Origin of the sequence: Streptomyces sp. NPDC057877 (genome assembly GCF_042796855.1) — a bacterium.
In the GTDB taxonomy this organism is placed as follows: domain Bacteria; phylum Actinomycetota; class Actinomycetes; order Streptomycetales; family Streptomycetaceae; genus Streptomyces.
Window position 1 is genome coordinate 723,376 of sequence record NZ_JBHVMS010000003.1, and the last position, 26,656, is coordinate 750,031.

At 71.4% G+C, this 26,656-nt stretch carries 21 protein-coding genes, 4 tRNA genes and 1 other RNA gene; 14 read left to right on the plus strand and 12 right to left on the minus strand.

Features of this window, described 5'->3' with window-relative positions; translation table 11 throughout:
- Positions 1-99: 99 nt before the first annotated feature.
- Positions 100-1,353: a nitronate monooxygenase gene (locus tag ACFVQG_RS11120; RefSeq protein WP_383379514.1), complete on the minus strand. Its 1,254-nt coding sequence runs from the start codon at positions 1,351-1,353 to the stop codon at positions 100-102.
- Positions 1,354-1,802: 449 nt separating this feature from the next.
- Positions 1,803-1,890, minus strand: a tRNA-Ser gene (locus ACFVQG_RS11125).
- A gap of 71 nt (positions 1,891-1,961) precedes the next feature.
- Between ACFVQG_RS11125 and ffs the strand changes: the two genes are divergently transcribed.
- The 6 genes from ffs (at position 1,962) to ACFVQG_RS11155 (ending at position 10,760) form a co-directional block, all read left to right on the plus strand.
- Positions 1,962-2,060, plus strand: an RNA gene (gene ffs / locus ACFVQG_RS11130) — signal recognition particle sRNA small type.
- Between the two features lie 46 nt (positions 2,061-2,106).
- Positions 2,107-4,308, plus strand: coding sequence for a DNA polymerase III subunit gamma and tau (locus tag ACFVQG_RS11135; RefSeq protein ID WP_383379517.1), 2,202 nt, complete (start codon positions 2,107-2,109; stop codon positions 4,306-4,308).
- Between the two features lie 129 nt (positions 4,309-4,437).
- Positions 4,438-5,691 carry a phosphoribosylamine--glycine ligase gene (purD, locus tag ACFVQG_RS11140; RefSeq protein ID WP_383379519.1) on the plus strand — a complete coding sequence of 418 codons (1,254 nt, stop codon included), beginning with the start codon at positions 4,438-4,440 and terminating at the stop codon, positions 5,689-5,691.
- A 407-nt stretch (positions 5,692-6,098) separates the two neighbouring features.
- Positions 6,099-7,961 carry a hypothetical protein gene (locus ACFVQG_RS11145; protein ID WP_383379797.1) on the plus strand — a complete coding sequence of 621 codons (1,863 nt, stop codon included), beginning with the start codon at positions 6,099-6,101 and terminating at the stop codon, positions 7,959-7,961.
- A gap of 300 nt (positions 7,962-8,261) precedes the next feature.
- Complete coding sequence (locus ACFVQG_RS11150) at positions 8,262-9,740, plus strand: N,N-dimethylformamidase beta subunit family domain-containing protein (protein WP_383379522.1); 1,479 nt, start codon at positions 8,262-8,264, stop codon at positions 9,738-9,740.
- Between the two features lie 120 nt (positions 9,741-9,860).
- Entirely contained in the window at positions 9,861-10,760 is a 900-nt protein-coding gene (locus ACFVQG_RS11155; protein WP_383379525.1) for a phosphoribosylaminoimidazolesuccinocarboxamide synthase, read from the plus strand.
- Positions 10,761-10,806: 46 nt separating this feature from the next.
- Here the strand turns inward: ACFVQG_RS11155 and ACFVQG_RS11160 are convergent.
- The 8 genes from ACFVQG_RS11160 to ACFVQG_RS11195 all read right to left on the minus strand — a co-directional run bounded on the left by ACFVQG_RS11160 (position 10,807) and on the right by ACFVQG_RS11195 (position 15,360).
- Positions 10,807-10,879, minus strand: a tRNA-Gly gene (locus tag ACFVQG_RS11160).
- A gap of 23 nt (positions 10,880-10,902) precedes the next feature.
- On the minus strand, positions 10,903-11,514 hold the full coding sequence (locus tag ACFVQG_RS11165; protein ID WP_383379528.1) for a response regulator: 612 nt from the start codon (positions 11,512-11,514) through the stop codon (positions 10,903-10,905).
- Positions 11,511-12,734: a sensor histidine kinase gene (locus tag ACFVQG_RS11170; protein WP_383379800.1), complete on the minus strand. Its 1,224-nt coding sequence runs from the start codon at positions 12,732-12,734 to the stop codon at positions 11,511-11,513. The genes ACFVQG_RS11165 and ACFVQG_RS11170 overlap by 4 nt, the downstream gene beginning before the upstream one ends.
- Positions 12,735-12,798: 64 nt before the next feature.
- Entirely contained in the window at positions 12,799-13,575 is a 777-nt protein-coding gene (locus tag ACFVQG_RS11175; protein ID WP_383379530.1) for an ABC transporter permease, read from the minus strand.
- Entirely contained in the window at positions 13,572-14,540 is a 969-nt protein-coding gene (locus ACFVQG_RS11180) for an ABC transporter ATP-binding protein (RefSeq protein WP_383379533.1), read from the minus strand. The genes ACFVQG_RS11175 and ACFVQG_RS11180 overlap by 4 nt, the downstream gene beginning before the upstream one ends.
- A 138-nt stretch (positions 14,541-14,678) precedes the next feature.
- Positions 14,679-14,754, minus strand: a tRNA-Gly gene (locus ACFVQG_RS11185).
- An 80-nt stretch (positions 14,755-14,834) separates the two neighbouring features.
- Positions 14,835-14,906, minus strand: a tRNA-Gly gene (locus ACFVQG_RS11190).
- Between the two features lie 136 nt (positions 14,907-15,042).
- The gene (locus tag ACFVQG_RS11195; RefSeq protein ID WP_383379535.1) at positions 15,043-15,360 is read right to left on the minus strand and encodes an Lsr2 family protein; all 318 of its coding nucleotides are present in this window, start codon (positions 15,358-15,360) and stop codon (positions 15,043-15,045) included.
- 355 nt (positions 15,361-15,715) lie between these two features.
- Between ACFVQG_RS11195 and purS the strand changes: the two genes are divergently transcribed.
- The 7 genes from purS to purM all read left to right on the plus strand — a co-directional run bounded on the left by purS (position 15,716) and on the right by purM (position 23,381).
- Entirely contained in the window at positions 15,716-15,979 is a 264-nt protein-coding gene (gene purS / locus ACFVQG_RS11200; RefSeq protein WP_189696117.1) for a phosphoribosylformylglycinamidine synthase subunit PurS, read from the plus strand.
- The gene (gene purQ, locus ACFVQG_RS11205) at positions 15,976-16,656 is read left to right on the plus strand and encodes a phosphoribosylformylglycinamidine synthase subunit PurQ (protein WP_383379538.1); all 681 of its coding nucleotides are present in this window, start codon (positions 15,976-15,978) and stop codon (positions 16,654-16,656) included. The genes purS and purQ overlap by 4 nt, the downstream gene beginning before the upstream one ends.
- On the plus strand, positions 16,653-18,911 hold the full coding sequence (purL, locus tag ACFVQG_RS11210; RefSeq protein ID WP_383379541.1) for a phosphoribosylformylglycinamidine synthase subunit PurL: 2,259 nt from the start codon (positions 16,653-16,655) through the stop codon (positions 18,909-18,911). Before purQ ends, purL begins: the two co-directional genes overlap by 4 nt.
- A 93-nt stretch (positions 18,912-19,004) precedes the next feature.
- Positions 19,005-19,802, plus strand: a complete 798-nt coding sequence (locus ACFVQG_RS11215) for a sterol carrier family protein (RefSeq protein ID WP_383379544.1) — start codon at positions 19,005-19,007, stop codon at positions 19,800-19,802.
- A gap of 57 nt (positions 19,803-19,859) precedes the next feature.
- The gene (locus tag ACFVQG_RS11220; RefSeq protein ID WP_383379547.1) at positions 19,860-20,669 is read left to right on the plus strand and encodes an META domain-containing protein; all 810 of its coding nucleotides are present in this window, start codon (positions 19,860-19,862) and stop codon (positions 20,667-20,669) included.
- A gap of 73 nt (positions 20,670-20,742) precedes the next feature.
- Entirely contained in the window at positions 20,743-22,269 is a 1,527-nt protein-coding gene (purF, locus tag ACFVQG_RS11225; RefSeq protein ID WP_383379550.1) for an amidophosphoribosyltransferase, read from the plus strand.
- Between the two features lie 44 nt (positions 22,270-22,313).
- Entirely contained in the window at positions 22,314-23,381 is a 1,068-nt protein-coding gene (purM, locus tag ACFVQG_RS11230; protein WP_383379552.1) for a phosphoribosylformylglycinamidine cyclo-ligase, read from the plus strand.
- Positions 23,382-23,462: 81 nt separating this feature from the next.
- Here purM and ACFVQG_RS11235 read toward each other — a convergent pair whose 3' ends face one another.
- Both ACFVQG_RS11235 and ACFVQG_RS11240 read right to left on the minus strand, forming a co-directional pair.
- Positions 23,463-23,720, minus strand: a complete 258-nt coding sequence (locus ACFVQG_RS11235; RefSeq protein ID WP_383379555.1) for a DUF3073 domain-containing protein — start codon at positions 23,718-23,720, stop codon at positions 23,463-23,465.
- 325 nt (positions 23,721-24,045) lie between these two features.
- The gene (locus tag ACFVQG_RS11240) at positions 24,046-25,149 is read right to left on the minus strand and encodes a Leu/Phe/Val dehydrogenase (RefSeq protein WP_383379557.1); all 1,104 of its coding nucleotides are present in this window, start codon (positions 25,147-25,149) and stop codon (positions 24,046-24,048) included.
- A gap of 233 nt (positions 25,150-25,382) precedes the next feature.
- Here ACFVQG_RS11240 and ACFVQG_RS11245 point away from each other — a divergent pair, with 233 nt between their 5' ends.
- Positions 25,383-26,240 (plus strand): hypothetical protein, encoded by an 858-nt coding sequence (locus tag ACFVQG_RS11245; protein ID WP_383379560.1) that lies wholly within the window; start codon positions 25,383-25,385, stop codon positions 26,238-26,240.
- Positions 26,241-26,656 lie beyond the last annotated feature (416 nt).

Sequence of the window (26,656 nt, forward strand, 5' to 3'; positions counted from 1 at the left end):
CAATAGTTGAACACGTTCAAAAATATTGCCACCATGCCGCACAAGGCCTGACGAAGCTGGCGTAGGGGGGACGGGGTCAGGCGCCCGGAGCCGAAGGGCTCAAGCGGACGCGGCCACCGCCACCGTCTCCGTCTCCACCAGCCCGGCGGACAGCCACCGCACCACGGTCTCGGCGCTGTACGCCCCGCCGTCCGGGGCGATGTGCCGCAGGAAGTCCAGATCCTGCCCGATGGTGACGATGGGCGGTTCGACGACGCCGCGCGGGCGGCGTTGGCCCAGTCCGACGGCGGCGAGGAGACCGTTGCACAGGCACTGCCGTCCCTCCGTCTGCTCGGCGGTGCCGCCCTTGCGGACGTAGGCGGTGAGGGGCTCCGCGGGGCAGCGGTAGTCGATGGTGCCGCGGGCGGTCCGGAAGGGCGTACGGAGGTAGCCGAGATCGCAGACGCGGGCGCGGGCGGCGCTGGTCTCGGGGTCGGCGAGGGTGCCGGGCAGGTCGGCGACCTTGAAGGGGAAGGTGGTCGGGGAGGCCGCCGGATCGTTCCGCACGGTCAGCTCACCCGCGAGTTCCCGCTCGACCAGCTGCCGCCTCAGCCGCGGCTCCATGCCCGACTCCTCGCAGAGCGCGAACACACTGCCGAGCTGCACACCGGCCGCACCCACCGCCCTGGCCCGGCGGAGCTGCTCCGGCCCGCACTGGCCCCCGGCGATCCAGAACGGCAGCCCGAGGGCCGCCATCTTGGCGAAGTCCGGGTTGTCCCGGGGGCCGTAGACGGGATCACCCTGCTCGTCCAGCCGCAGGGGCCCACGCGGCGGGGCACTGTGCCCGCCCGCACCATGCCCTTCGACGACGAAACCGTCCGGCCTGGTCTCGTCGTCGCGGTTCAGGTACGTGGCCAGGGCGGGCAACGAGACGATGGCGAGGACACGGGGGCGCCGCAGCGCGCCCGGCTCGGCCCCGCCCAGCACCGAGGCCGGGTCGAAGCGCAGCTCGAACGGCTGGACGTCGCCGTCCACGTCCACCCGCGCGGTGACCGGCTCACACCGGGCGAGCCCGTCGGCGATGCGGGGAATCTGCGCGGGAATGCCCGCGCCGACCAGGACGTAGTCCACACCCGCCAGGATCGCCCCGAACATGGCGGGAAGGGTGGCGAGTTGCACCTTCTCCAGGAAGTTGATCCCGACGACCCCGCCGTGCCCCTGCTTGGCGAGCCACACCTCGCAGAAATTGGCGACGACGGTCAACGACCGCGCCGGACCCGCCTCGTCGACCGTCAGCCGAGGAGTGGCCGCGAACCGCGCCCCGTCCCCCACCCCACCCTCGACGAAGTACCGCTCCCGCACGGCGTCAGCCACCTCCGGCACGGGAAACGCGGCCAGCGCCCGCCGCAAATGCCCTCCCGGGTCCCCACTCTGCAGCCCCCGTATCAACAGCGTGTCCAGAGCGGTACCGGAGACGACCCCCAGCTGCCCAGCCCGCGCCACGGCCCGAGCGAGCCGCCACCCGGACACCCCCACACCCATCCCACCCTGAATCAGCCAGGGCAGTTCGGCAGTCGCCGGGGAAGTGCTCATACGTCCTCGCAAACATCGCAGCGAACCTTCGGTACCGTAACTTACGGCACCGTAGGTTCACGTGGATACTCAGGTGGCGTGTGGAGTGCCGGGCTAGGTGCGCGGGCCCGCATCCGCGCTCACTGACGGCTCGCCCCATGCCGGAGCCCGACACGAAAGCCGAGACGAACAACGACGAAGGGCCCCACCGCGAACGGTGGGGCCCTTCGACATCGTGCCCGGTGAGGCACTGGCGGAGGATACGAGATTCGAACTCGTGAGGGGTTGCCCCCAACACGCTTTCCAAGCGTGCGCCCTAGGCCTCTAGGCGAATCCTCCGCCGGAAACATTACATGACGCTGGGGAGTGCTCGCGAACTCGTTCCTGCCGGTCGGATCGGGTAACCTGTGCGGAGCCCCTCACGCGGCGCTATCTGACTGAACTCCCCCAGGGCCGGAAGGCAGCAAGGGTAGGTTGGCTCTGGCGGGTGCGTGGGGGGCGCTTGCGTTTCCAGGGCGGGGCCTGTTGTCAGTGGGCGCCTATAACCTCGTATGCGTGTCGTCTCTTGCGTTGTACCGCCGCTACCGCCCGGAGTCCTTCGCCGAGGTCATCGGGCAGGAGCATGTCACCGACCCGTTGCAGCAGGCGCTGCGGAACAACCGGGTCAATCACGCGTACCTGTTCAGTGGTCCGCGCGGGTGTGGCAAGACGACCAGTGCGCGGATCCTGGCCCGCTGTCTGAACTGCGAGAAGGGGCCCACGCCGACACCGTGCGCTGAGTGCGACTCCTGCCGTGACCTGGCGCGCAACGGACCGGGGTCCATCGACGTCATCGAGATCGACGCCGCGTCCCACGGCGGTGTGGACGACGCCCGTGACCTGCGGGAGAAGGCCTTCTTCGGGCCCGCCCGCAGCCGGTACAAGATCTACATCATCGACGAGGCCCACATGGTCACGTCGGCCGGTTTCAACGCGCTGCTCAAGGTCGTCGAGGAGCCGCCGGAGCATCTGAAGTTCATCTTCGCCACCACCGAGCCCGAGAAGGTCATCGGGACCATTCGGTCGCGGACCCATCACTACCCGTTCCGGCTGGTGCCGCCCGGGACCCTGCGGGACTACCTCGGCGAGGTGTGCCGCAGGGAGGACATCCCCATCGAGGACGGCGTGCTGCCGCTGGTCGTGCGGGCCGGGGCGGGGTCCGTGCGTGACTCCATGTCCGTCATGGACCAGCTGCTCGCCGGTGCCGGTGCCGACGGTGTGACATACGCCATGGCCACCTCCCTCCTGGGGTACACCGACGGCTCGCTCCTCGACTCCGTCGTCGAGGCCTTCACCTCCGGTGACGGTGCCGCCGCCTTCGAGGTCGTCGACCGGGTGATCGAGGGCGGCAACGACCCTCGGCGGTTCGTCACCGATCTGCTGGAGCGGCTGCGGGATCTCGTCATCCTGTCGGCCGTGCCCGACGCGGGGGAGAAGGGGCTTCTCGATCATCCCGCCGACGTCGTCGAGCGCATGCGGGCCCAGGCCCAGGCCTTCGGTCCGGCCGAGCTGACGCGCGCCGCCGACATCGTCAACGAAGGCCTCACCGAGATGCGCGGCGCCCATGCGCCGCGACTCCAGCTCGAGCTGATCTGCGCCCGCGTCATGCTGCCCGCCGCCTATGGGGACGAGCGGTCCGTCATGGCCCGCCTGGACCGGCTGGAGCGGGGGGTGAACTTCTCCGCCGGGGGCGGTGCTCCCGCGATGGGGTACGTCCCCGCGCCCGGCGTCCACGGGTCCGGTGCCGGTGGTGGTGAAGGTGCGCCGCCTGTGGCTCCCGGGGGTGGTCCCGCCGCCGCCCGGGCCGCCGTACGTGGTGCGGAGGCGCCCAGCGTGCCCGTCGCGAGTGCCCCTGCCGAGCAGGTGGCACCCGCCGTCCCCAGCCCCGATACGGCTCCTGCCACACCGCCCTCGCAGCCCGCCCCCGGCGCCTGGCCCACCGCCACCACGGCCGGGGGTGGCGGCCGACGTCCGGGTGGCTGGCCCACCGCCACCACCCCCGCCAGCGACACCCGGCCCCAGGCAGCCGCGCCCCCCGCGGCCACGCCTCCGGCGACGTCCCCGGCCGCACCCCCGCCGTCCCCCTCGCCGCCCGTCGCCGCCCCCGCGTCCGGCGGCCTCGACCCCCGCTCCCTCTGGCCGAACATCCTCGAGGCGGTCAAGAACCGCCGCCGCTTCACCTGGATCCTCCTCAGCCAGAACGCCCAGGTCGTCGGCTTCGACGGCACCACCCTCCAGCTCGGCTTCGTCAATTCCGGCGCCCGGGACAACTTCGCGAGCAGCGGCAGCGAGGACGTACTGCGGCAGGCGCTGATCGAGCAGTTCAACGTGCACTGGAAGGTCGAGGCTGTCGTTGATCCGTCCGGTGGTGGTTCGGCGGCGCCTGCCCCCGGCCCCTCCGGTGGTTCCGGGGGGTACGGCGGTGGCAGCCCCGCCAACAGCGGGTCGACCGGCGGCTATGGCGCCAGCGGCGGCGCTACGGCCCCACAGCGCCCGGCGCCCCCACAGCACACCCCTGCCGCCCCTGCCCCCGCTCCCGCACCGGCGGCCACCCCCACACCCCCGGCCACCTCCGCCCCCGAGCCCCACCCCGTCGCCCCCGAGGACGACACCCCCGAGGCCGACGACCCCGACCTCGACGAGTCGGCCCTCTCCGGGCAGGAACTGCTCGTCCGGGAGCTGGGGGCGACCGTGGTGGATGAGTTCACCAACGAGTAGCCGCAGCCGAGAGCCACAGCGCGCAACCGACAAAGGGCCGCTCCTTGGAGGAAGTCACAGCCGCTCCGCCCCCACCCCCTCGGCGGCCCGCACAAAGCGCCCCCGCCTCCTGCCGTTAGGCTGACCCCCGTGAAGGTCCTCGTCATCGGCAGCGGCGCCCGCGAACACGCCCTGTGCCGCTCACTGTCCCTCGACCCCGCCGTCACCGCGTTGCACTGCGCCCCAGGCAACGCCGGTATCGCGGAGGTCGCCGAGCTGCACCAGGTCGACGCCCTGGACGGCGCCGCCGTGGCCACGCTGGCCATGAAGCTCGGCGCCGAGCTGGTCGTCGTGGGCCCGGAGGCGCCGCTGGTCGCGGGGGTGGCCGACGCGGTGCGGGAGGCGGGCATTCCGGTGTTCGGTCCCTCCAAGGAGGCCGCGCAGCTGGAAGGGTCCAAGGCCTTCGCCAAGGACGTGATGGCCGGGGCGGGCGTTCCCACCGCACGGTCGTATGTGTGTACGACGCCGGAGGAGGCCACCGAGGCTCTCGACGCCTTCGGTGCGCCGTACGTCGTCAAGGACGACGGGCTCGCCGCCGGTAAGGGCGTCGTCGTCACGTCGGACCTCGACGCGGCGAAGGCGCACGCGGCGGCCTGCGAGCGGGTGGTCATCGAGGAGTTCCTCGACGGGCCGGAGGTGTCGCTGTTCGCGGTCACCGACGGCGAGACCGTCGTCCCGCTGCGGCCCGCGCAGGACTTCAAGCGCGCCCTGGACGGCGACGAGGGCCCGAACACCGGCGGCATGGGCGCGTACTCCCCGCTGCCCTGGGCCGACCCGAAGCTGGTGGACGAGGTGCTGGAGACGGTTCTCCAGCCGACCGTCGACGAGATGCGCCGCCGGGGGACACCGTTCTCCGGGCTGCTGTACGCCGGGCTCGCGATCACCTCGCGCGGGGTGCGCGTGATCGAGTTCAACGCCCGTTTCGGCGACCCGGAGACCCAGGTCGTGCTGGCCCGGCTGAAGACCCCGCTCGCCGGGATCCTGATGGCCGCCGCCACCGGCAACCTCGCCGACCTCGAACCCCTGCGCTGGAGCGACGACGCGGCCGTCACCGTGGTCGTCGCCTCGCACAACTACCCTGGCACCCCGCGTACCGGCGACCCGATCACCGGCCTCGACGAGGTGGCCGCCGAGGACGCCCCGCACGCGTACGTCCTGCACGCGGGCACCAAGCGCGACGGCGACTCGGTCGTCAGCGCGGGCGGTCGCGTCCTGTCCGTCACCGCCACCGGCGAGGACCTCGCCCAGGCCCGTGAACGCGCCTACCAGGCGGTCGGCCGGATTCGTCTCGACGGCTCCCAGCACCGTACGGACATCGCCGCGAAGGCGGCGGCAGGGGTGTAACGCAGACCTGCGGTGCACAACCTGCGGTGCACAACCTCGTAACGCACACCTGCGGTGCACAACCCCCAGGGCACAACCCGCAGGGCACAACCCGCAGGGCACAACCCGCAGGGCACAACCCTGCAGCGCCCTCCCACCTCCCCTCGCCACGGGCCCCGGAATCCCTACGGATACCGGGGCCCAAGCCTTGTTCACCGTCAGCCAGCTTTCCCCAAAGCCATTCCATCGGGTGAGCAATGCCCCATCCGGCTGACGATGGGCAGACCCCCAACTAGGGTGCGGCGCAAGCGTTCCGGCACTTGGCCCACCGGCATTGCGATGTCAGTGACGGGTGCCACAGTGGGGGAGTGAGCAACGAGCCGTCGTACGCGACAGCAGGGAGGGGGTGACGTCCGGTCGTGACCGGTATGGGTGTGGAGGCGGGCGCGCAGTCCGCGCGTTCCCGGGCCCTGGCCGTGCTGCGGGTCCGCAGCCGCGCGCTGGCCGTGGCCCTGCTGCCCGCTGCCGCCGCCGTGATCCTCTTCGCGGGCGGCTCCAGCGGCCATCTCGTCGGCGGCGGCTGGGACGCCGCCCGGTGGAGCGTGGGCGTGGTCGCCGTGGTCGTGCTGCTGGCCGCGGGCGGTATCGCGCTCGTCGTCGCGCGGGCCCGGCCCGCCGTGAGCCCGACGGTTCCGATCGCCGAGGAGGCGGCGCCCGACCTGTACCGGATGGTCCGCGACCTGGCCGACCGCCTCGACGTCCCCGTCCCCTCGGCCATAGCGCTCACCCCGGACTGCGACAGCTGGCTGGAGGACCGCACCCATCCGGCCCACGGCCCGCCCGACGGCGAGCGGCTGGCGGGGGAGGAGCGGTTCCGTGGCCGCGGCCACCGCCGTACGACGGCCGCCCCGGTGCTCGTCATCGGCTCCCCGTTCCTGTGGTGGATGCGCGTCGGCGAACTGCGCGCGGTCCTCGCCCCCGTCGTCGCGGGTACGGGCCCCTCGGCGCACCCCGACATAGCCGCCGCCCGGCGCTTCGTCCGGGGTCTGGACGCCGCGGTCGCCGTCGCCTCGGCGGCGGTCGGCGGAGCCCCTGCCGCCCGGGTCCGACCGCCGCTGCGCCCGTTGTACGCGGGCGTCGGCTGGGTGGTCCGGCTGCTGCTGCGCAGTTGCCGGGAACACGCGGCCGAGATGGAGCGCGGGGTCGCCGCCGCGGCTGCCGAGCGCGCCCAGGCGGTGGACTACGGCCTGCGGATCGTCGCCCAGGAACAGGTGGGCCTCGCCTACGCGGGCTGGGACCGGCTCCTCACCCGGGTCGCGCTGCCCGCCTGGCGGATGGGCCGCTGGCCGTCCCGGCTGGACGCGGGGGTCGTCGCCGCCCTCACCGAGCTGTCCCGGCGGGACCGGCTGGCCGAGGGGTTCGCCTCCCGGCTGGGTGAGCGTCCCGCCTGCGACCTGCTCGAAGAACCCGGCACGGTGGACGAGGCCGCCTCGCTGCTCGCCGCCCGCCTCTTCCACGGCGGCCCGGCCGGGCCCGGTCCCGACTGGTCCCCGGTGGAGTGGGACGACTATCCGGACGAGGTCGTCGACCGCAAGTGGCGCACCGACGCCGCCCGGCTGCACCGCGTCCTGGACACCCTCGGCGTCCGCCGCACCGGTCCCGGGTCCGCGGGGCCCACCCTGGCGCGGATCATCGACCATCTGGCGGCGGCCCAGGAGAGCCCGCCGCCCGAAACCGACCGTTCTTCCGCCCCCGCCGACCACGCTTCCGCCCTCGCCGACCACGCTTCCGCCCTCGCCGACCACGCTTCTGCCCCCGCCGACCACGCTTGTGCCCCTTTGGCACCCTCCCCCGACACCACCCCGGCCACCACCACCCGCTGCGCCGCCCTCGCCGAGGGCCTCGGCGCCGAACTCGCCCGCGAGGAAGCCGCCGCCGCGCACGCCCCAGCGCCGGGCGGCCCGCCCGCACCCGGCCCCGCGGGCTCCCCCGACCCCGACCTCTGGGGCGACGGGGCCCTCCCCCTCTTCCCCCTCCAACCACCCCGCACCCCGCGCGAACTGCTCGCCGACCACGTCACGGCGATGGTGTGCTGCGCCGCGATGGACACCGCGGGCGCGACCCCGGGGCTCGACTGGCTCGACGGCCCGTCCCTCCTCCTCAAGGGCGAACGCGCCGCCGACCTCACCCCGAGAGTCCTCAGCCTCCTCGAGGACGGCGATCCGGCGCCCCTGCGGGAGTGGCTGACGGAGACGGGGATACGCCCGGAGAAACCGGTCCGCCTCGTCTGACCGGGACCGGCCCTTGAGCCGTGCCTCCCCTTCCCCCTGCCAGCCCTGCCTGCCTCCCCCCTTACCAGGCCTGCCTCCCCCTTACCGACCCCGGACAGACCCCCGTCCTACCGGAGTCCACCCTTCCACTTTCGGTCAATTCACAACGACCAGTGACAGAGTGCGTGCGCAATGTGATGTGCTGGGATCGAACACGCACCTGGCAAAGGCGCGCGACATACGACACCGCTGACAGCCGACGGCAGCCGCCGTCGCTCGCTCGTGTCACATCACCCACGGGGGCAAGGGAGGGAAGCAACCATGGGGTCGGACAAGATCCGCCGCTGGGAGTCGGGAGCACGGGCACACGCGGTGACGGACCCCTTCGGTCAGGGCCCGGTCCCCTGGCTGCGCGGCGGCGTGACCTACGTCGACGACACCGGCCGCGTCATCCCCTGGTACGTGGACCACCCGGAAGACCGCTCGACCCCCGCCCGAGCCCCGGAAGCCACCTCCCCCCGCGCCGCCGACGACCTCCACCGCCAGATCAAGGGCTTCACCGCCACCGGCGCGGTAGCCCCCGGCGACGCCATCGACTTCCACATCACCGTCGACCCGCCCCAGGAATTCGCCGTCGACGTCTACCGCATCGGCCACTACGCCGGTGACGGCGCCGCCAAGATCACCACCAGCCCCCGTCTCTCCGGCATCGTGCAGCCCGCGCCCCTCACCGCCGACCGCACAGTCTCCTGCCACCACTGGTGGCTCTCCTGGCGGCTCCAGATCCCGTCGTACTGGCGCGTCGGCGCGTACGTCGCCGTCCTCACCACCGCCGACGGCTACCGCTCCCACGTCCCCTTCACGGTCCGCGACGACCACCCGGCCGACCTGCTCCTGCTGCTGCCGGACGTGACCTGGCAGGCGTACAACCTCTACCCGGAGGACGGCCGCACCGGGGCCAGCCTCTACCACGCGTGGGACGAGAAGGGCCGACTGCTCGGCGAGGGCGACGCCGCGACCACCGTCTCCTTCGACCGCCCGTACGCGGGCGCGGGCCTGCCGTTGCACGTGGGGCACGCGTACGACTTCATCCGCTGGGCCGAGCGCTACGGCTACGACCTCGCCTACGCCGACGCCCGTGACCTGCACTCCGGCCGCATCGACCCCACCCGCTACCGCGGACTGGTCTTCCCGGGCCACGACGAGTACTGGTCGGCCCCCATGCGCGGCGCCGTGGAGCACGCCCGCGACCACGGCACGTCCCTGGTCTTCCTCTCCGCCAACACCATGTACTGGCAGGTGGAGCTGGGCCCCTCACCCTCCGGCGTCCCCGACCGCCTGCTCACCTGCCGCAAGCGCCGGGGCCCGGGCAAGCCGGTGCTGTGGCGTGAGATCGACCGCGCCGAGCAGCAACTGCTCGGCATCCAGTACCAGGGCCCGGTCCCCACCCCCCGCCCCCTGATCGTCCGCAACGCCGACCACTGGCTGTGGGACGCCACCGGCGCCCACGAGGGCGACGCGATCGACGGCCTGGTGGCGGGCGAGGCCGACCGCTACTTCCCGCGCACCCCGCTGCCCGCCCACGACGAGCGCATCCTGCTCGCCCACAGCCCCTACGCGGACGCCGACGGTGTCGTCCGCCACCAGGAGACCTCCCTCTACCGAGCCCCCTCCGGCGCCTGGGTCTTCGCGTCCGGGACCTTCGCCTGGACCCCGTCCCTGGACCGCCCCGGCCACGTCGACCCCCGCATCCAGCGCGCCACCGCGAACCTCCTGGACCGCATCTGCAAACGCGACTGACCCGACCCCAGACCGCGGCCCGACCCGGCCCCTGTCCGCGCGACTGACCTGACCCACTGTCCGTGAGCACGCCCTCGTACGGGACAATCGACCCATTGGACAGAACCACGGGGAGGAACCGTGTCCGGATTCGTCGACAAGCCCGAACCGATCCAGGTTCCGGGTCTGGTGCATCTGCACACCGGAAAGGTGCGCGAGCTGTACCAGAACGAGGCGGGCGACCTCGTGATGGTCGCCAGCGACCGCATCTCCGCCTACGACTGGGTGCTGCCCACCGAGATCCCCGACAAGGGCCGCGTCCTCACCCAGCTCTCCCTGTGGTGGTTCGACCAGCTCGCCGACCTGGTCCCGAGCCATGTCCTGAGCACCGAACTGCCCGAGGGCGCCCCCGCCGACTGGGCGGGCCGCACCCTGGTCTGCAAGTCCCTCCAGATGGTCCCGGTGGAGTGCGTGGCCCGCGGCTACCTCACCGGCTCGGGCCTCGCCGAGTACCGGCAGACCCGTACGGTCTGCGGCCTCGCCCTCCCCGAGGGCCTGGTCGACGGCTCCGAACTGCCCGCCCCGATCTTCACCCCCGCCACCAAGGCGGAGGTCGGCGAGCACGACGAGAACGTCTCCTACGAGGAGGTCGCCCGCCAGGTCGGCGCCGAGACCGCCGCCCAACTGCGCCAGGCCACCCTCGCCGTCTACGGCCGCGCCCGCGACATCGCCCGGGACCGCGGGATCATCCTGGCCGACACCAAGTTCGAGTTCGGCTTCGAGGGCGACGAACTGGTCCTCGCCGACGAGGTCCTCACCCCCGACTCCTCCCGCTTCTGGCCCGCGGACCAGTGGCAGCCGGGCCGCGCGCAGCCGTCGTACGACAAGCAGTACGTCCGTGACTGGCTGACCTCGGCCGAGTCCGGCTGGGACCGGGCGAGCGAGCAGCCCCCGCCCGCGCTGCCGGAGCAGGTCGTGGCGTCGACCCGCGCCAAGTACGTGGAGGCGTACGAGCGCCTGACGGGCACCAGCTGGAGCTAGGGCGAACGAAGAAGACCCCGGTCCACTGGACCGGGGTCTTACAGAGAGCGGACGACGAGGTTCGAACTCGCGACCTCAACCTTGGCAAGGTTGCGCTCTACCAACTGAGCTACGTCCGCGTTGCGCCGTGGCGCGAGAGCAACTATACCCAACCTCTCTCGCGCGCGAGCCGCACTGCCGCATGCCGGTTCTCCACCCCCAGCTTCGACACGGCGGACGACAGATAGTTCCGCACCGTTCCCTGGGACAGCGCCGCCCGCTCGGCGATCTCCGCGACCGGCGCCCCGTCGGCGGCCAGCTCCAGCACCTCCGCCTCCCGCGCGGTCAGTGGCGAGTCCCCGGCGGAGATCGCGTCGGCGGCCAACTCGGGGTCGACGTAACGGCTTCCGCCGTGCACCGTGCGGATGATCTCCGCGAGCCGTTCCGCGCTGACCGTCTTGGGCACGAACCCACGCACCCCCGCCGCGAGCGCCCGCTTCAGATGCCCCGGCCGACCATGGCTGGTCACGCTCAGCACCTGGCAGCCGGGCAGTTCCGTACGCAGCGATGTGGCGACCTTCACACCGTCCGCCCCGGGCATCTGGAGATCCAGCACGGCCACATCGGGCCGATGCGCCATCGCCATCGCCAGCGCCTCCGGCCCGCTCGCCGCCTCGGCGACCACCACGAGGTCCTCCTCCAGCGACAACAGCGTGGCCAGCGCTCCCCGGATGAGGTGCTCGTCGTCGGCGAGCAGCAACCGCACCGCCGTCATCCGTCCGCCCCCACCGGCACCTCGGCCACCACCCGGAACACACCCCCGGCGCCCACCCCCGCCTCCAACACCCCACCGACCACGGCCAACCGCTCCCGCAACCCGGCGAGCCCCGAGCCACCGTCGCTCCGGGACCCGCCGTCACCCACCCCGTCGTTCTCCACCGTCAGCACCACCAGCCCCTCCCGCACCCGCAACCCCACATCACACCGTTTGGCATCCCCGTGCCGCAGCACGTTCGTCGTCGCCTCACGCACGACCCACCCGAGCGCCGACTGCACCTCGGCGGACAGCCCGGCCGACACCCCGACCGCCTCCCCGGTCACCTCGCACTCGATGCCCGCCGCCGTCAGCACCCCGCGCGCCCCGGCGATCTCCACCCCGAGGTCGGCCTCGCGATAGCCGCGTACGACGTCCCGCACCTCGCGCTGCGACTCCCGCGCGATCCGCTGCACCTCGACCATCTGCTCCACCGCCTCCGGCCGCCCGCGCCGGGCCAACTGCACGGCCAGCTCGCTCTTGAGCGCGATCACCGCCAGATTGCGGCCCATCACGTCATGCAGATCGCGCCCGAAGCGCAGCCGCTCCTCGGCGACCGCGAGCCGGGTCCGGGTCTCGCGGGCCTCGTCGAGCGCGTAGACGGCGTTCAGCAGCCAGACGGAGAAGACCGAGGTGAAGGCGAAGAACGCGGCGCCCACCAGCACCGCGAGCGACGACACCAGCGCGTTGACCGCGGACAGCCCGAGCGGGAACGACACCACTCCCGTCCCGACCGCGAAGCCCCCCACCATCCCGAAGATCCGCGCCCGCCGCCGCACCCCGAGCGCGAGGCTCCCGGCGCCGAAGATCAGCACGACGGAGAAGACCGCACTGGCCGCCGTGTCGACGCCGTCCCCCGCCGGACCGTGCTCCCCGATCCAGATCGCCGCGACCCCGACCGCCACGGTCACCGCGCCCAGCGCCCACAGCAGCCGCAAGGGCTGCTCCCGCCGCCCGCGCGTCCAGTCCAGCGCGCGTGAGGCGGTCACCCCGACCAGCACGGTGTGAACGAGCACCATCAGCAGCATGAGCACCCCGAGGCGCGGCCCCGCCTGCGTCACGCTGGGCAGTCCGGCCGAGGTGAACTCGATCACCACGAAGAAGTGGAACGACCACCGGGTGTACGTCTCCACCTTCGCCGGGGTGCTCTTTCGCCGCCACCAGCCCCCTGCCGTACGCACGTCCGTGCCCAACCCGACTCCCAGTCCCCCGCGCTTCCCGTCCCGGCGCCGCCGCCACCCCACCTCAGCGCCGTGGCTCCCAGCGGAACCACCGCCGTACAGCAAACACCGCGGCCAGCGTCCAGGCCAGCGCGGTCGCCAGCGCCCCCAGTGCCTCGTACGCCGACAGGTTCCCGGTCCAGCCGCCGCGCACCAGCGTGATGGCGGGGGACAGCGGCAGCAGCTCGCACACCGAGGCCACCCGGTCGGGCAGCAGTTCCAGCGGTACGGCGATCCCGGAGCCGATCATCGAGCCGAGCACCAGCGGCAACGTGGTGACCTGGGCGCTCTCCACGGTCCGGGTGAGGATCGCCGTGGCCGAGGCGAGCGCCGCGCACAGCGGCAGCCCCAACAGCAGCCCCAGCACGGCGAGGTGCGGCGCACGCGGCGCGGGCAGGTCGAGCAGCAGCGCGCACCCGACCGTCAGCAGCAGCGACTGCGCCAGCCCGGTCGCCACGGCGGGCAGCGCCGCGCCGGTGAGGATCTCCGCGTCCCGCAGCTCACCGGTCCGCAGCCGCTTCAGCACCAGTTCCTCACGCCGGGAGGTGTAGACGGCGACGAGCGTGCCGTACACCGCGAACAGCAGCGAGAACCCGATCGCGGCGGGCAGCAGCACCAGGCCCACGGTGAGCCCGGCTTCCGCCAGATCCATCTCCGCCATGGCCGACCGCAGGGTGAACGGCAGCGCGAGCGGCACCAGCAGTGCCGTGAGAACCGTGGCCCTGCTGCGCCCGAACAGGGTCAGCTCGGCCCGCGCGAGCGCGGCCATCCGGCTCCCCGGGGTGGTGACGACAGCGTTCATCGCGCGTACTCCTGCTCCTTGATGCCCCGGCTGGCGCCCGCGGCCTCCCGCGCGATCCCGAGGAACGCCTCCTCCAGCGAGGCCGACCGCACATCCAGCCCGCGCAGTTCGACCCCGGCCCCCTCCGCCCACCGCAGCACCCCGGTGGCCGCGCGCTGCAACTCCCGCGTCCGCAGGCGTACGAACCGTCCCTCGGCCTCGTGTCCGCACACGCCCAGCTCGGCGAGCGGCGGCAGGTCCCCGACGAAGTACCCCTCGGGCAGTTCGAAGGAGATCCGGGACGGCTGGTCCGCGGTGACCTCGGCCGGTGTCCCGGCGGCGGCGATCCGGCCCTCGTGCAGGATGGCCAGCCGGTCGGCGAGGCTCTCCGCCTCCTCCAGGTAGTGCGTGGTCAGCAGCACCGTCGTACCGGCGTCCCGCAGGGCCCGCACCAACTCCCAGGTGTCCCGGCGCCCCTCCGCGTCGAGCCCGGTCGTCGGTTCGTCGAGGAAGAGCACCTCGGGCTCGCCGAGCAGCGCCAGCGCCAGGTCCAGCCGCCGCCGCTCACCCCCGGACAACTGCTTGACCCGTACGTCCGTCTTCTCCGCGAGCCCGACCAGCGCCAGCACCTCGGGGCCGGGCCGCGCCCCGCTCGTACACCCGGCCCACATCCGTACCGTCTCCGTGACGGTCAGCTCGGAGGGGAAGCCGCCCTCCTGCAACATCACGCCCGTACGCGGTCGTACGGCGGCCCGCTCCTCGTAGGGATCGTGGCCGAGTACCCGGACCCGTCCCCCGGCCGGTGCGGCCAGCCCTTCCAGCAGTTCCACCGTCGAGGTCTTGCCCGCGCCATTGGTGCCGAGCAGGGCGAAGACCTCGCCATGTTTCACGTGGAACGTGATCCCGCCTACGGCCTCGAACCCGCCCCCGTAGACACGCCGTAGGTCAGTGACCTCGATCACGTGCTCGTGCTCGTTCGTCGTCATGCCCTCAGCGTCCCGGCGCCCGGTGCCGGACGGCAGTGCGCGCTGTCACCGCTCGCCATGACAAATGTCAGAGACGTGGAAGGGGAATGGGCATACGGCAAAGGCCCCGGTCCAACCCGACCGGGGCCTTCATCACACTGGAGCGGACGACGAGGCTCGAACTCGCGACCTCAACCTTGGCAAGGTTGCGCTCTACCAACTGAGCTACGTCCGCATTGCCGCCGACCAGCTTTCACTGATCGGTGCGAGCACCAGCCTACCTGATCCACAACAGTGGTCGGACCGGCGATGCAGAGCGGGTGACAGGAATCGCACACTGCGCCTTCCCCCTGGAAGGGGGATGTTCTACTACTGAACTACACCCGCACGCTCCGTGAGCTGGGCTTTTCGGCCCCGCCCTGCGGCGTGCTCCAGACTCTAGCTGATCACCGGGGGTGCCGCGCAAGTCGGCTGCGCCGAGGGCCGCCTGACCGGGCGTCGGTCAACCGGGCCCGCCCAGACCTCAGCGCGCCGCGGCGAACGCCTCGTAGACCTTCTTGGGGATCCGTCCGCGGGCGGGCACGTCCATCTTGTTGGCCTGGGCCCAGGCGCGGACGGCCGCCGGATCGGGGGCCACCTCCGTCTGCCGGTAGGCCTTGCCCGACTTCGACCGCTTGCGGCCTGCCTCCACGTACGGCGCGAGCGCCTTCCGCAGTTTGCTCGCATTGGCTTCATTCAGGTCGATCTCGTACGACTTGCCATCGAGTCCGAAGGCGATCGTTTCCGCCGCTTCCGAGCCGTCGATGTCGTCAAAGAGAGTGACCACGACCTTCTGCGCCACGAATATCGGTCCCTTCGTACGGCACATCTATAGCGCTCAACTGCGATGACGTGCCGAGTATCGGCTATTCCCAATTCATTTGTACAGTGCTCGGCAAACGAATGTGAAGCCTGACTAAATCTCCCCGCGTGTCCGAGCGCAATAGGTTTCGCCGTGGAGAATCGGGATCTTTCCCGGAACTTTTCATGAACGGCCCTGTCCGGTGCTCGCTTCGATGCAGGATCGTGATGATGTGCGTGATCAACGGCAGGTGGGCGTCGCTCGGGATCCGTAGTTTCCTACAAATCTACTCGCGTAGAAATTTTGTGCGGGTAGTCTGAAGGAACCTGCTCAGCACCACACACCGGGAGTGCCAGTGGCACGCGTCGTAGTCGACGTCATGCTCAAGCCGGAGATCCTCGACCCCCAGGGCCAGGCGGTGCAGCGCGCACTGCCGCGGCTGGGTTTCGACGGCATCTCCGACGTACGTCAGGGAAAGCGATTCGAACTGGAAGTTGACGGGCCGGTCGACGAGGCCGCGCTCGCCCGCATCCATGAGCTCGCGGAATCCTTCCTCGCCAACACGGTGATCGAGGACTTCACCGTGAAGGTGGAGGAAGTCGCGGAGGCCGTGAAGTGACCGCTCGTATTGGCGTCGTCACTTTCCCGGGAAGTCTCGACGACCGCGACACACAGCGCGCGATCCGTCTCGCGGGTGCCGAACCCGTCGCTCTCTGGCACAAGGACAAGGACCTCAAGCAGGTCGACGCCGTGGTGCTGCCCGGCGGTTTCTCCTACGGCGACTATCTGCGCGCCGGGGCCATCTCCCGCTTCTCGCCGGTGATGGAGACCGTCATCGACCAGGCGAAGGCCGGACTGCCCGTCCTCGGCATCTGCAACGGCTTCCAGATCCTCACCGAGGCCCATCTGCTGCCCGGCGGCATGCTCGGCAACGACCACCTGCACTTCATCTGCCGCGACCAGAAGCTGCGGGTGGAGAACACGTCCACCGCCTGGACCAGCGACTACGAGAGCGGGCAGGAGATCCACATCCCGCTCAAGAACATGGACGGCCGCTACGTCGCCGACCAGTACACGCTGGACCAGCTGGAGGCCGAGGGCCGCGTCGCCTTCCGCTACCTGGACTTCAACCCCAACGGCTCGCTCAACGACATCGCGGGCATCACCAACGAGGCGGGCAACGTCGTCGGCCTGATGCCGCACCCGGAGCACGCCACGGAGCCGCTGATCGGCACCGGCCGCACCGACGGCCTCCCCTTCTTCACCTCGATCCTCAAGAAGCTGGTCACCGCATGAGCAGGACGCCTCTGGACACGGTCGAGCACGCGGCCGCGACCCCCGACGTCGAGCTGCCCTGGGCCGAACTCGGCCTGAAGAAGGACGAGTACGAGCGGGTCGTGGAGATCCTCGGCCGCCGTCCCACCGGCGCCGAACTCGCCATGTACTCCGTGATGTGGTCCGAGCACTGCTCGTACAAGAGCAGCAAGGTCCACCTGCGCCAGTTCGGCGAGAAGGCCCCCGAGAACGACGCCCTGCTCGTCGGCATCGGCGAGAACGCGGGCGTCGTCGACGTCGGCCAGGGCTACGCCGTCACCTTCAAGGTGGAGTCGCACAACCACCCGTCGTACGTGGAGCCCTACCAGGGCGCCGCGACCGGCGTCGGCGGCATCGTGCGCGACATCATCGCGATGGGCGCCCGCCCGGTCGCCGTCGTCGACCCGCTGCGCTTCGGCGCCGCCGACCACCCCGACACCAAGCGCGTCCTGCCGGGCGTCGTCGCGGGCATCGGCGGCTACGGCAACTGCCTGGGCCTGCCCAACATCGGCGGCGAGGTCGTCTTCGACGCCGTCTACCAGGGCAACCCGCTGGTCAACGCCGGTTGCATCGGCGTCATGCGGCACGAGGACATCCACCTCGCCAAGGCCTCCGGCGCGGGCAACAAGGTCATCCTGTACGGCGCCCGCACCGGCGGCGACGGCATCGGCGGCGCGTCGATCCTGGCCTCCGAGACCTTCGACGACGCCAAGCCCTCCAAGCGCCCCGCCGTCCAGGTCGGCGACCCCTTCCAGGAGAAGCTCCTCATCGAGTGCACCCTGGAGGCCTTCCGGGAGAAGCTCGTCGTCGGCATCCAGGACCTCGGCGCCGCGGGCCTGTCCTGCGCGACCAGCGAGCTGGCCTCCAACGGCTCCGGCGGCATGACCGTCACCCTGGACGACGTCCCGCTGCGCGACTCCACGCTCTCCCCCGAGGAGATCCTGATGTCGGAGTCGCAGGAAAGGATGTGCGCGGTCGTCGAGCCCGACAAGGTCGACCGCTTCCTGGAGATCTGCGACAAGTGGGACGTCATCGCCACCGTCATCGGTGAGGTCACCGACGGCGACCGCCTGGAGATCTACTGGCACGGCGAGAAGATCGTCGACGTCGACCCGCGCACGGTCGCCCACGAGGGCCCGACCTACGAGCGCCCCTACGCCCGCCCGTCCTGGCAGGACGCCCTCCAGGCGGACGACGCGAACAAGCTGCCCCGCCCGGAGACCGCCGACGAGCTGAAGGCCCAGGTCCTGCGGCTGGTGTCGTCCCCGAACCAGGCTTCCAAGAAGTGGATCACGTCCCAGTACGACCACTTCGTGCAGGGCAACACCGTCCTCGCCCAGCCCGAGGACTCCGGCATGATCCGCATCGACGAGGAGACCGGCCTCGGCGTCGCCATCGCCACGGACGGCAACGGCCGGTACGCCAAGCTGGACCCGTACAAGGGCGCCCAGCTCGCCCTCGCCGAGGCCTACCGCAACGTGGCCACCACCGGCGCCAAGCCGCTCGCCGTCTCCGACTGCCTGAACTTCGGCTCCCCCGAGGACCCGGCGGTGATGTGGCAGTTCGCGGAGGCCGTACGCGGTCTGGCGGACGCCTGCCAGCAGCTCGGCACCCCGGTGACGGGCGGCAACGTCTCGCTCTACAACCAGACCGGCGAGGCGGCCATCCACCCCACCCCGGTCGTGGCGGTCCTCGGTGTGATCGACGACGTCGCCCGCCGCACGCCGGTCGCCTTCGCGGAGGAGGGCCAGTTGCTGTACCTCCTCGGTGACACCAAGGAGGAGTTCGGCGGCTCGGCCTGGTCCCAGGTGGTCCACGACCACCTCGGCGGGCTGCCGCCGGAGGTCGACCTGGAGCGTGAGCGGCTGCTCGCGGAGGTCCTGATCTCCGCCTCCCGCGACGGCATGATCGACGCCGCGCACGACCTGTCCGACGGCGGTCTGATCCAGGCGGTCGTCGAGTCGGCGCTGCTCGGCGACAAGGGCGCGCGTCTGGTCGTACCGGACGGGCTCGACGCGTTCACGTTCCTGTTCTCCGAGTCGGCGGGCCGCGCGATCGTCGCCGTGCCGCGCTCGGAGGAGGTCCGCCTGAACGACATGTGCGGTGCGCGCGGCCTGCCCGCCACCCGCATCGGCGTCGTCGACGGCGACACGGTCGAGGTCCAGGGCGAGTTCACGCTCTCCCTGACCGAGCTGCGCGAGGCCCACGAGGGCACGATCCCGGCGCTGCTGGCCTGACCCCACGCCCCGTTCAAAGCCCCCGACCGGTCCGCCGGCCGGGGGCTCCGCCGCTGCTGGCCGTCCCGCCTGTGCCCCTCATAGGCTCACCCCATGCCGCCAGCCAAGAAGCGCCCCCGCGCCTACGACCCCGCCAGGACCCGCGCCGCCGTCCTCGCCCAGTTCGGCAACATCAGGGCGGCCGTCCGCACGCTCACCCCGGAGCAGCTCGCGCTGCCGACGCGGCTCGGGGAGTGGACGGTACGGGAGCTGGTGGCGCACGTCGGGATGGCGCTCGGCGCGGTGCCCCGGCTGGTCGGCGAGCCGGAGCCCGCGCGGCCGAGCGGGGCCCTGCTCGACTGGCCGTCGGCGATCGTGGCCGACGCCCCCGCCATCGCGGACACCGCCACCCGGCTCGCGGCCGAGCATCCCGACCCCGACGCCCACCTCGCCGACCGCGAACGCCACTTCACCGCCGCGCTCGACGACCACCCCGGCACCCGCCTGCTGCCCACCAGCGCGGGCGCGCTGCCGCTCGCGGACTACGTCGTCACGCGGACCGTCGAACTCGTCGTCCACACCGACGACCTGAACGCCGCCGTGCCCGGCCTCGACATCCCCTACGACCGGCAGGCGCTCGCCACCTGCACCCGGCTGCTCGCCGACGTGCTCGCCGCGAAGGCGCCCGGCGGCTCCACCGAGGTGCGGATCCCGCCGTACGCCGTGGTGCAGTGCGTCGAAGGGCTCCGGCACACCCGCGGCACCCCGCCGAACGTGGTCGAGACCGACCCGCTGACCTGGATCAGGCTGGCCACGGGACGGCTGTCCTGGCCGGACGCGATCGCGGACGCCAAGGTGAGCGCCAGCGGGGAGCGGGCCGACCTCTCGGGGCTCCTGCCGCTGCTGTCCTGACCGAAAGGCCTGACCAAGGGGGGGAACCAACCACCCCACCCGCCCCGTCGAAGCGGCATGTACAGGCAGACGCACCGCACCACCCTCACCGTCACCGCCCTCGCCCTCCTCCCGCTGGCCGCGGCCTGCGGCACCGAGAAGGCGGGCAGCGGCGGCAGCGGCTCGGCCGAGCCCCGCAGCCCCCTGACCGGCGTCCACTGGACGGTCGACAGCGTCACCGTGGACGGCACCACCCTCAAGGCGCCCGCCTCGGCCCGGGTCCACATCGACGACAGCGGCAGGGCGCAGGGCAACTACGGCTGCAACCACTTCAGCGCCCGCGCCAGCATCGACGGCGACCGCGTCCGCTTCAGCGACGCCGCCGCCACCGAGATGGGCTGCGACGACCTCGCCTTCGAGGAGCGGCTCGCCCGCACCCTCCTGGCCGACACCCTCCGGGCGAAGACCGCCGACGGCCACCTCACCCTCACCACCGGTTCCGGCGACACCGTCCGACTCACCGAGGAGAAGGGCGCCCCGCTGCACGGCACCCGCTGGACCGTCACCGGTCTCGGCAGCGGCGAGACCACCCAGTCCCTGCCGTCCGGCACCGAGGGCAAGGCGCACCTCACCTTCGACGAGAAGACGGGCGAGGTCACCGGCAGCGTCGGCTGCAACCGCGTCACCGCGCCCGCCACGGTCGGCGACGGCACCATCACCCTGGGCACGCCGTCCACCACCCGAAGGATGTGCGACGCCTCACTCATGGATCTGGAGAAGCGGCTGCTGGGACTCTTCGACAGCAAGGTCGACTACCGTCTCGACCACCGCAGCCTCACGCTGACCAGCACAAACGGCGAGAGCGTCACCGCGAACGCCGGACAGTGACGCACATCACACCGATACGCTGCCCGGATTCCCCAATTCGGACCAGTGGTCGATCTCGCCTACACTCGGTGCCGTGCCACGTGGTGACGGTCGACTCAATCACGATCTGCTTCCCGGCGAAAAGGGCCCCCAGGACGCGTGTGGCGTCTTCGGTGTCTGGGCTCCGGGCGAAGAGGTCGCAAAGCTCACGTACTTCGGGCTCTACGCCCTCCAGCATCGGGGCCAGGAATCCGCGGGAATCGCGGTCAGCAACGGCTCCCAGATCCTCGTCTTCAAGGACATGGGCCTGGTCTCCCAGGTCTTCGACGAGACCTCGCTCGGTTCGCTCCAGGGTCATATCGCGGTCGGACACGCCCGCTACTCGACCACCGGCGCCTCCGTGTGGGAAAACGCCCAGCCGACGTTCCGTGCCACCGCGCACGGTTCCATCGCGCTCGGTCACAACGGCAACCTGGTCAACACGGCGCAGCTCGCCGAGATGGTCGCCGACCTGCCCAAGGACAACGGCCGCTCCACCCGCGTGGCCGCCACCAACGACACCGACCTGCTGACCGCGCTGCTCGCGGCCCAGGTCGACGAGGACGGCAAGCCGCTGACCGTGGAGGAAGCGGCCCCCGTGGTCCTCCCCAAGGTCCGGGGCGCCTTCTCGCTCGTCTTCATGAACGAGCACACCCTGTACGCCGCCCGCGACCCGCAGGGCATCCGCCCGCTGGTCCTCGGCCGTCTGGAGCGCGGCTGGGTGGTCGCCTCCGAGAGCGCCGCCCTGGACATCTGCGGCGCCAGCTTCGTCCGGGAGATCGAGCCGGGCGAGTTCATCGCCATCGACGAGAACGGCCTGCGCTCCTCCCGATTCGCGGACGCGAAGCCCAAGGGCTGTGTCTTCGAGTACGTCTACCTGGCACGCCCGGACACCGACATCGCCGGGCGGAACGTGTACCTCTCCCGCGTGGAGATGGGCCGCAAGCTCGCCGCCGAGGCCCCCGTCGAGGCCGACCTCGTCATAGCGACCCCGGAATCCGGCACCCCGGCCGCCATCGGCTACGCGGAGGCGTCCGGCATCCCCTTCGGCGCGGGCCTGGTCAAGAACGCGTACGTCGGACGTACGTTCATCCAGCCCTCCCAGACCATCCGCCAGCTCGGCATCCGCCTGAAGCTGAACCCGCTGAAGGAAGTCATCAAGGGCAAGCGGCTGGTCGTCGTGGACGACTCCATCGTCCGCGGCAACACCCAGCGCGCCCTGGTCCGCATGCTCCGCGAGGCGGGCGCGGCCGAGGTCCACATCCGGATCTCCTCGCCGCCCGTGAAGTGGCCCTGCTTCTTCGGCATCGACTTCGCCACCCGCGCCGAGCTGATCGCCAACGGCATGTCGGTCGACGAGATCGGCCGCTCCCTCGGCGCCGACTCCCTGGCCTACATCTCCATCGACGGCATGATCGGGGCGACCACCATCGCCAAGCCGAACCTCTGCCGCGCCTGCTTCGACGGCGAGTACCCGATGGAGCTGCCGGACCCCGAGCTGCTCGGCAAGCAGCTACTGGAGACCGAGCTGGCCGCCGGGCCCGCCGCCACGGCCGCCGCCGACGCCATCCGCCGCCCGTAGCGCGCCCGCACTACCTGCCGTACGACACGAAGGTTCTCAAAGCCATGTCTGAGACAACTGGTGCCAGCTACGCAGCAGCGGGCGTCGACATCGAGGCGGGCGACCGCGCGGTGGAGCTGATGAAGGAGTGGGTCAAGAAGACCCAGCGCCCCGAGGTCCTCGGCGGCCTCGGCGGTTTCGCCGGACTCTTCGACGCCTCCGCCCTCAAGCGCTACGAGCGTCCGCTGCTCGCCTCCGCCACCGACGGCGTCGGCACGAAGGTCGACATCGCCCGCCAGCTGGGCGTCTACGACACGATCGGCCACGACCTGGTCGCCATGGTCATGGACGACATCGTGGTGTGCGGCGCCGAGCCGCTGTTCATGACCGACTACATCTGCGTCGGCAAGGTCCACCCCGAGCGGGTCGCCGCAATCGTCAAGGGCATCGCGGAGGGCTGTGTGCTGGCCGGATGCGCCCTGGTGGGCGGTGAGACGGCCGAACACCCCGGCCTGCTGGGCGAGGACGACTTCGACGTGGCGGGCGCCGGTACGGGCGTCGTGGAGGCCGACCGGCTGCTCGGCCCGGATCGCATCCGTACGGGTGACGCGGTGATCGCCATGGCGTCCTCGGGCCTTCACTCGAACGGGTACTCGCTGGTCCGGCACGTCCTGCTGAACCAGGCGGGCCTGTCGCTGGACGCGGAGATCGCCGACCTCGGCCGCACGCTGGGCGAGGAACTCCTCGTACCGACGAAGATCTACTCGCTGGACTGCCTGGCGCTGACCCGCACCACCGAGGTGCACGCCTTCAGCCACATCACCGGCGGCGGACTCGCGGCCAACCTGGCCCGGGTCATCCCGGACGGGCTGCACGCGGTCGTCGACCGCTCGACCTGGACCCCGGCCCCGGTGTTCGACCTGGTCGGCCGGACCGGTGACGTCGAGCGCCTGGAGCTGGAGAAGACCCTGAACATGGGCGTGGGCATGATCGCGATCGTGCCCGAGGAGTCCACCGACGTGGCCCTGGCGACCCTCGCCGACCGTGGCGTGGAAGCCTGGGTGGCGGGAGAGATCACCGACCGTGGTGAGCACACCACGGGCGCGGCGATGACCGGTGACTACGCGAGCTGACAAGGACCGTGCCGCCCGGTGGGCAGCACAGAACCCGGTCGGTGACCGAAGTCACCGACCGGGTGGATGCTCAGTGCAAGGTCAAGCGCCGCGACGGTGCTGTGAGGACTGGTCGTCCTCGTCCTCCTCGTCGTCGTCCTCATAGAGGTCGGCGTACCGGGAGTACAGGTCGTCGTCGTCATGCTCATCGTCTTCGAACCGCTCGCCGTTCGGCGGCGGCGGATTCGATGTCGATGCGCCCAGCTCTTCGGCCAGGCGTGAGAGATCAGTCCCACCGCTGTTGTACTTCAGCTGGCGGGCGACCTTCGTCTGCTTGGCCTTGGCCCGGCCGCGCCCCATGGCTCGACCCCCTCAACGACGGGGCTCGACGGCCCCAGAGTCTTGACACGCGTTCATGGTCCGGAACGGGCTCTCCGTGGAGAGACCGGTCCGTAGGGCTTCCACGGTACCTGAGCCCGCGCCCATACGGTACGTCGCCCGCATGACGTGCCCGCGCCCAGAACCTGCGAGACGCCCCGTCCTCGCTGGTCAGTGGCGATTTTAACCACTTACCGACGGGCGACCCGCCGGTGGAAGTGAGAGTTCTCTCTAACTTCCACCGGCAGGTACCGCCCAAACCTGCGCCCGACCCGCGGTCGGCCGGTGACGGCCGCCCCGCCGAGGGTCACCAACCGCGCTCGGCCGCCGCCTCGTGCATCCGCTGCTCGGCGATCCGGTCGGCCGCCGCGGCGGGCGGAATCCCGTCCGACTTCGCACGTGCGAATATGGCCAGCGTGGTGTCGTAGATCTTCGCGGCCTTGGCCTTGCACCGGTCGAAGTCGAAGCCGTGCAGCTCGTCCGCCACCTGGATGACACCGCCCGCGTTCACCACGTAGTCCGGCGCGTAGAGGATCCCGCGGTCGGCGAGGTCCTTCTCGACGCCCGGGTGGGCGAGCTGGTTGTTGGCCGCGCCGCACACCACCTTGGCGGTCAGCACCGGCACGGAGGCGTCGTTCAGGGCGCCGCCCAGCGCGCAGGGGGCGTAGATGTCCAGGCCCTCGACGCGGATCAGCGCCTCGGTGTCGGCGACGGCCGAGACGCCCTCGGGGTGCCGGTCGAGGATCCGCTGGACGGCGGCCTCGCGGACGTCGGTGATGACGACCTCGGCGCCCTCCGCGCGCAGGTGCTCCACCAGGTGGTGGCCGACCTTGCCGACGCCCGCGATGCCGACCTTGCGGCCGCGCAGCGACGGGTCGCCCCACAGGTGCTGGGCGGAGGCCCGCATGCCCTGGTAGACGCCGAAGGCGGTGAGCACGGAGGAGTCGCCCGCGCCGCCGTTCTCCGGCGAGCGCCCGGTCGTCCAGCGGCACTCCCGCGCCACCACGTCCATGTCGGCGACATAGGTGCCGACGTCGCACGCGGTGACGTACCGGCCACCGAGCGAGGCCACGAAGCGGCCGTAGGCGAGCAGCAGCTGTTCGGTCTTGATCGTCTCGGGGTCACCGATGATCACGGCCTTACCGCCGCCGTGCTCCAGCCCGGCCATGGCGTTCTTGTACGACATCCCGCGCGCGAGGTTCAGGGCGTCGGCGACGGCCTCCGCCTCGGTGGCGTACGGGTAGAAACGGGTACCGCCGAGGGCGGGGCCCAGAGCGGTGGAATGGATGGCGATGACGGCCTTCAGACCGCTGGCGCGGTCCTGACAAAGCACGACTTGCTCATGACCGCCCTGGTCCGAGTGGAACAGGGTGTGCAGTACATCAGCAGGTGCGCCGGTTACGTCGGTCACGGTGGTGACTCCTGAGTAAGTTGCGGCGGTTGGGAACGGGCTCCCGTACAGGTGGCGGGGCTCGTAGGCAGGAGATTAGAGCCTGCCCATGAGCCTAGGCCGCCCAGTGGTCCAGATCACCTCCGCACGGAGTACCTTCGCGGCCGTTCATGGGACGATTTGCAGGGATTTCCCGCACGTCCCGGAGCGGTCCCGGCAGGTTTCCCCGGCGGCGGGCGGGGGAGGGAGCAGGCGTGCCCAAGGTGTCCTCGTTGATCGTGCCGTATGCGACGTACCTGCGCGTGTACGAGCCCCTGGCCGCCTTCCCGGAGCCCGAGCGGTCCCACTGGGCGCGCTACGCCCGCCACCCCGACCACCCCTCGTACCAGGACGAACTCCGCCGCTCCCTGGCCGACTTGGTGCCCACCCCGCCGATCGCGGTGCCGGTGCACGAGTCCGGCGACGCCTTCGTCCTGCACCTCGACGACGTGATCTACGTCTGCCCCTGGCGCACCCGGCTGCGCGGCTGGCAGGCCCTGGGCGACCTCGCCGAGGAACTCCCCGCCGCCGTCCTCGACGCCGTCCTGCCCCCGGTGGTCCGCCGCCAGGCCACCCAGGACTACGAGCGCTGGCTGGCTGGGAACCCCGACGCCCGCCCCTGGATCCGCACGGCGACCTGGCAGGTCCCGCTGAACTGGTTCGTCCTCGTCACCGACGAGGAGCGGGAGTACGACAAGGGGTCCGCGGACGCCGACGACGAGCCGCCGGTACCGGTGCTGCGCTACCGCACCCCCATGGTCCAGGCCCGGCGCCGGGTCGCCCGCGGGCTGCGGGCGCTGAGGGAGGCCGTCGACGAGGGCCCGTTGATCGACGGGCTGGTGGACGTCGGCCGCTGGCTGGAGGAGTTCCACCCGCGCTCACTGGTCGAGGTGGACTACGGCGGTCTGGTGCACGCCCTGCCCGCGGGCGAGCTGGAGGGCGACCACTCGGCGGCCGACGTGGCCGAGGGCATCGAGGCGCTGCGCAACGGCGACGGGGCGCGCGCCGGGCGCGCGTACGGGCGGCTGGTGGAGCGGTGGCGCGCGGTCCGCGATTTGCGTTCCGCGAACTGACGGGGCGACAGCTGCCGGTGGGCGTGATGAGGCCCACGTGACGCAGGTCACGGTCCATGGGGCCGTGAACGGCGTACGGTCTACCGACTTGCCGGAGTTGACGGGACGTAGGTCCCGATCCGGGCGTTTGCCCCAAGCGTGACAGACCGCACGTAGCCGGGCTCTTGCGCCGCTTCCCCCTCCTCGTGCCAAAATAGGACAAGGAGCCCGGGGAGGGCTCTGTCTCAGCATTGCACGCTTTGGGGGGTCTGATGACTCCTGATCGTCCTGTGACTGATCGTCACAGTGGCGTGACTGTCCGCTATGGCATGGTCCATCGGCTTCCGTCGGTGATGAACGCCTGGGGGGGCAATTCCATCGGTTTGGCCGACGCGGCTGGACAGATGGTGTAGTTGTAGTGCCGAGGACAAGCCGTT

Coding starts and splice junctions, on each gene's coding strand:
- ACFVQG_RS11145 (WP_383379797.1), top strand. CDS start 6,099: ATGGGTGTGGAGGCGGGCGCGCAGTCCGCGCGTTCCCGGGCCCTGGCC.
- ACFVQG_RS11150 (WP_383379522.1), top strand. CDS start 8,262: ATGGGGTCGGACAAGATCCGCCGCTGGGAGTCGGGAGCACGGGCACAC.
- ACFVQG_RS11165 (WP_383379528.1), bottom strand. CDS start 11,514: ATGACGGCGGTGCGGTTGCTGCTCGCCGACGACGAGCACCTCATCCGG.
- ACFVQG_RS11175 (WP_383379530.1), bottom strand. CDS start 13,575: ATGAACGCTGTCGTCACCACCCCGGGGAGCCGGATGGCCGCGCTCGCG.
- ACFVQG_RS11180 (WP_383379533.1), bottom strand. CDS start 14,540: ATGACGACGAACGAGCACGAGCACGTGATCGAGGTCACTGACCTACGG.
- purL (WP_383379541.1), top strand. CDS start 16,653: ATGAGCAGGACGCCTCTGGACACGGTCGAGCACGCGGCCGCGACCCCC.
- ACFVQG_RS11215 (WP_383379544.1), top strand. CDS start 19,005: ATGCCGCCAGCCAAGAAGCGCCCCCGCGCCTACGACCCCGCCAGGACC.
- ACFVQG_RS11220 (WP_383379547.1), top strand. CDS start 19,860: ATGTACAGGCAGACGCACCGCACCACCCTCACCGTCACCGCCCTCGCC.
- purM (WP_383379552.1), top strand. CDS start 22,314: ATGTCTGAGACAACTGGTGCCAGCTACGCAGCAGCGGGCGTCGACATC.
- ACFVQG_RS11235 (WP_383379555.1), bottom strand. CDS start 23,720: ATGGGGCGCGGCCGGGCCAAGGCCAAGCAGACGAAGGTCGCCCGCCAG.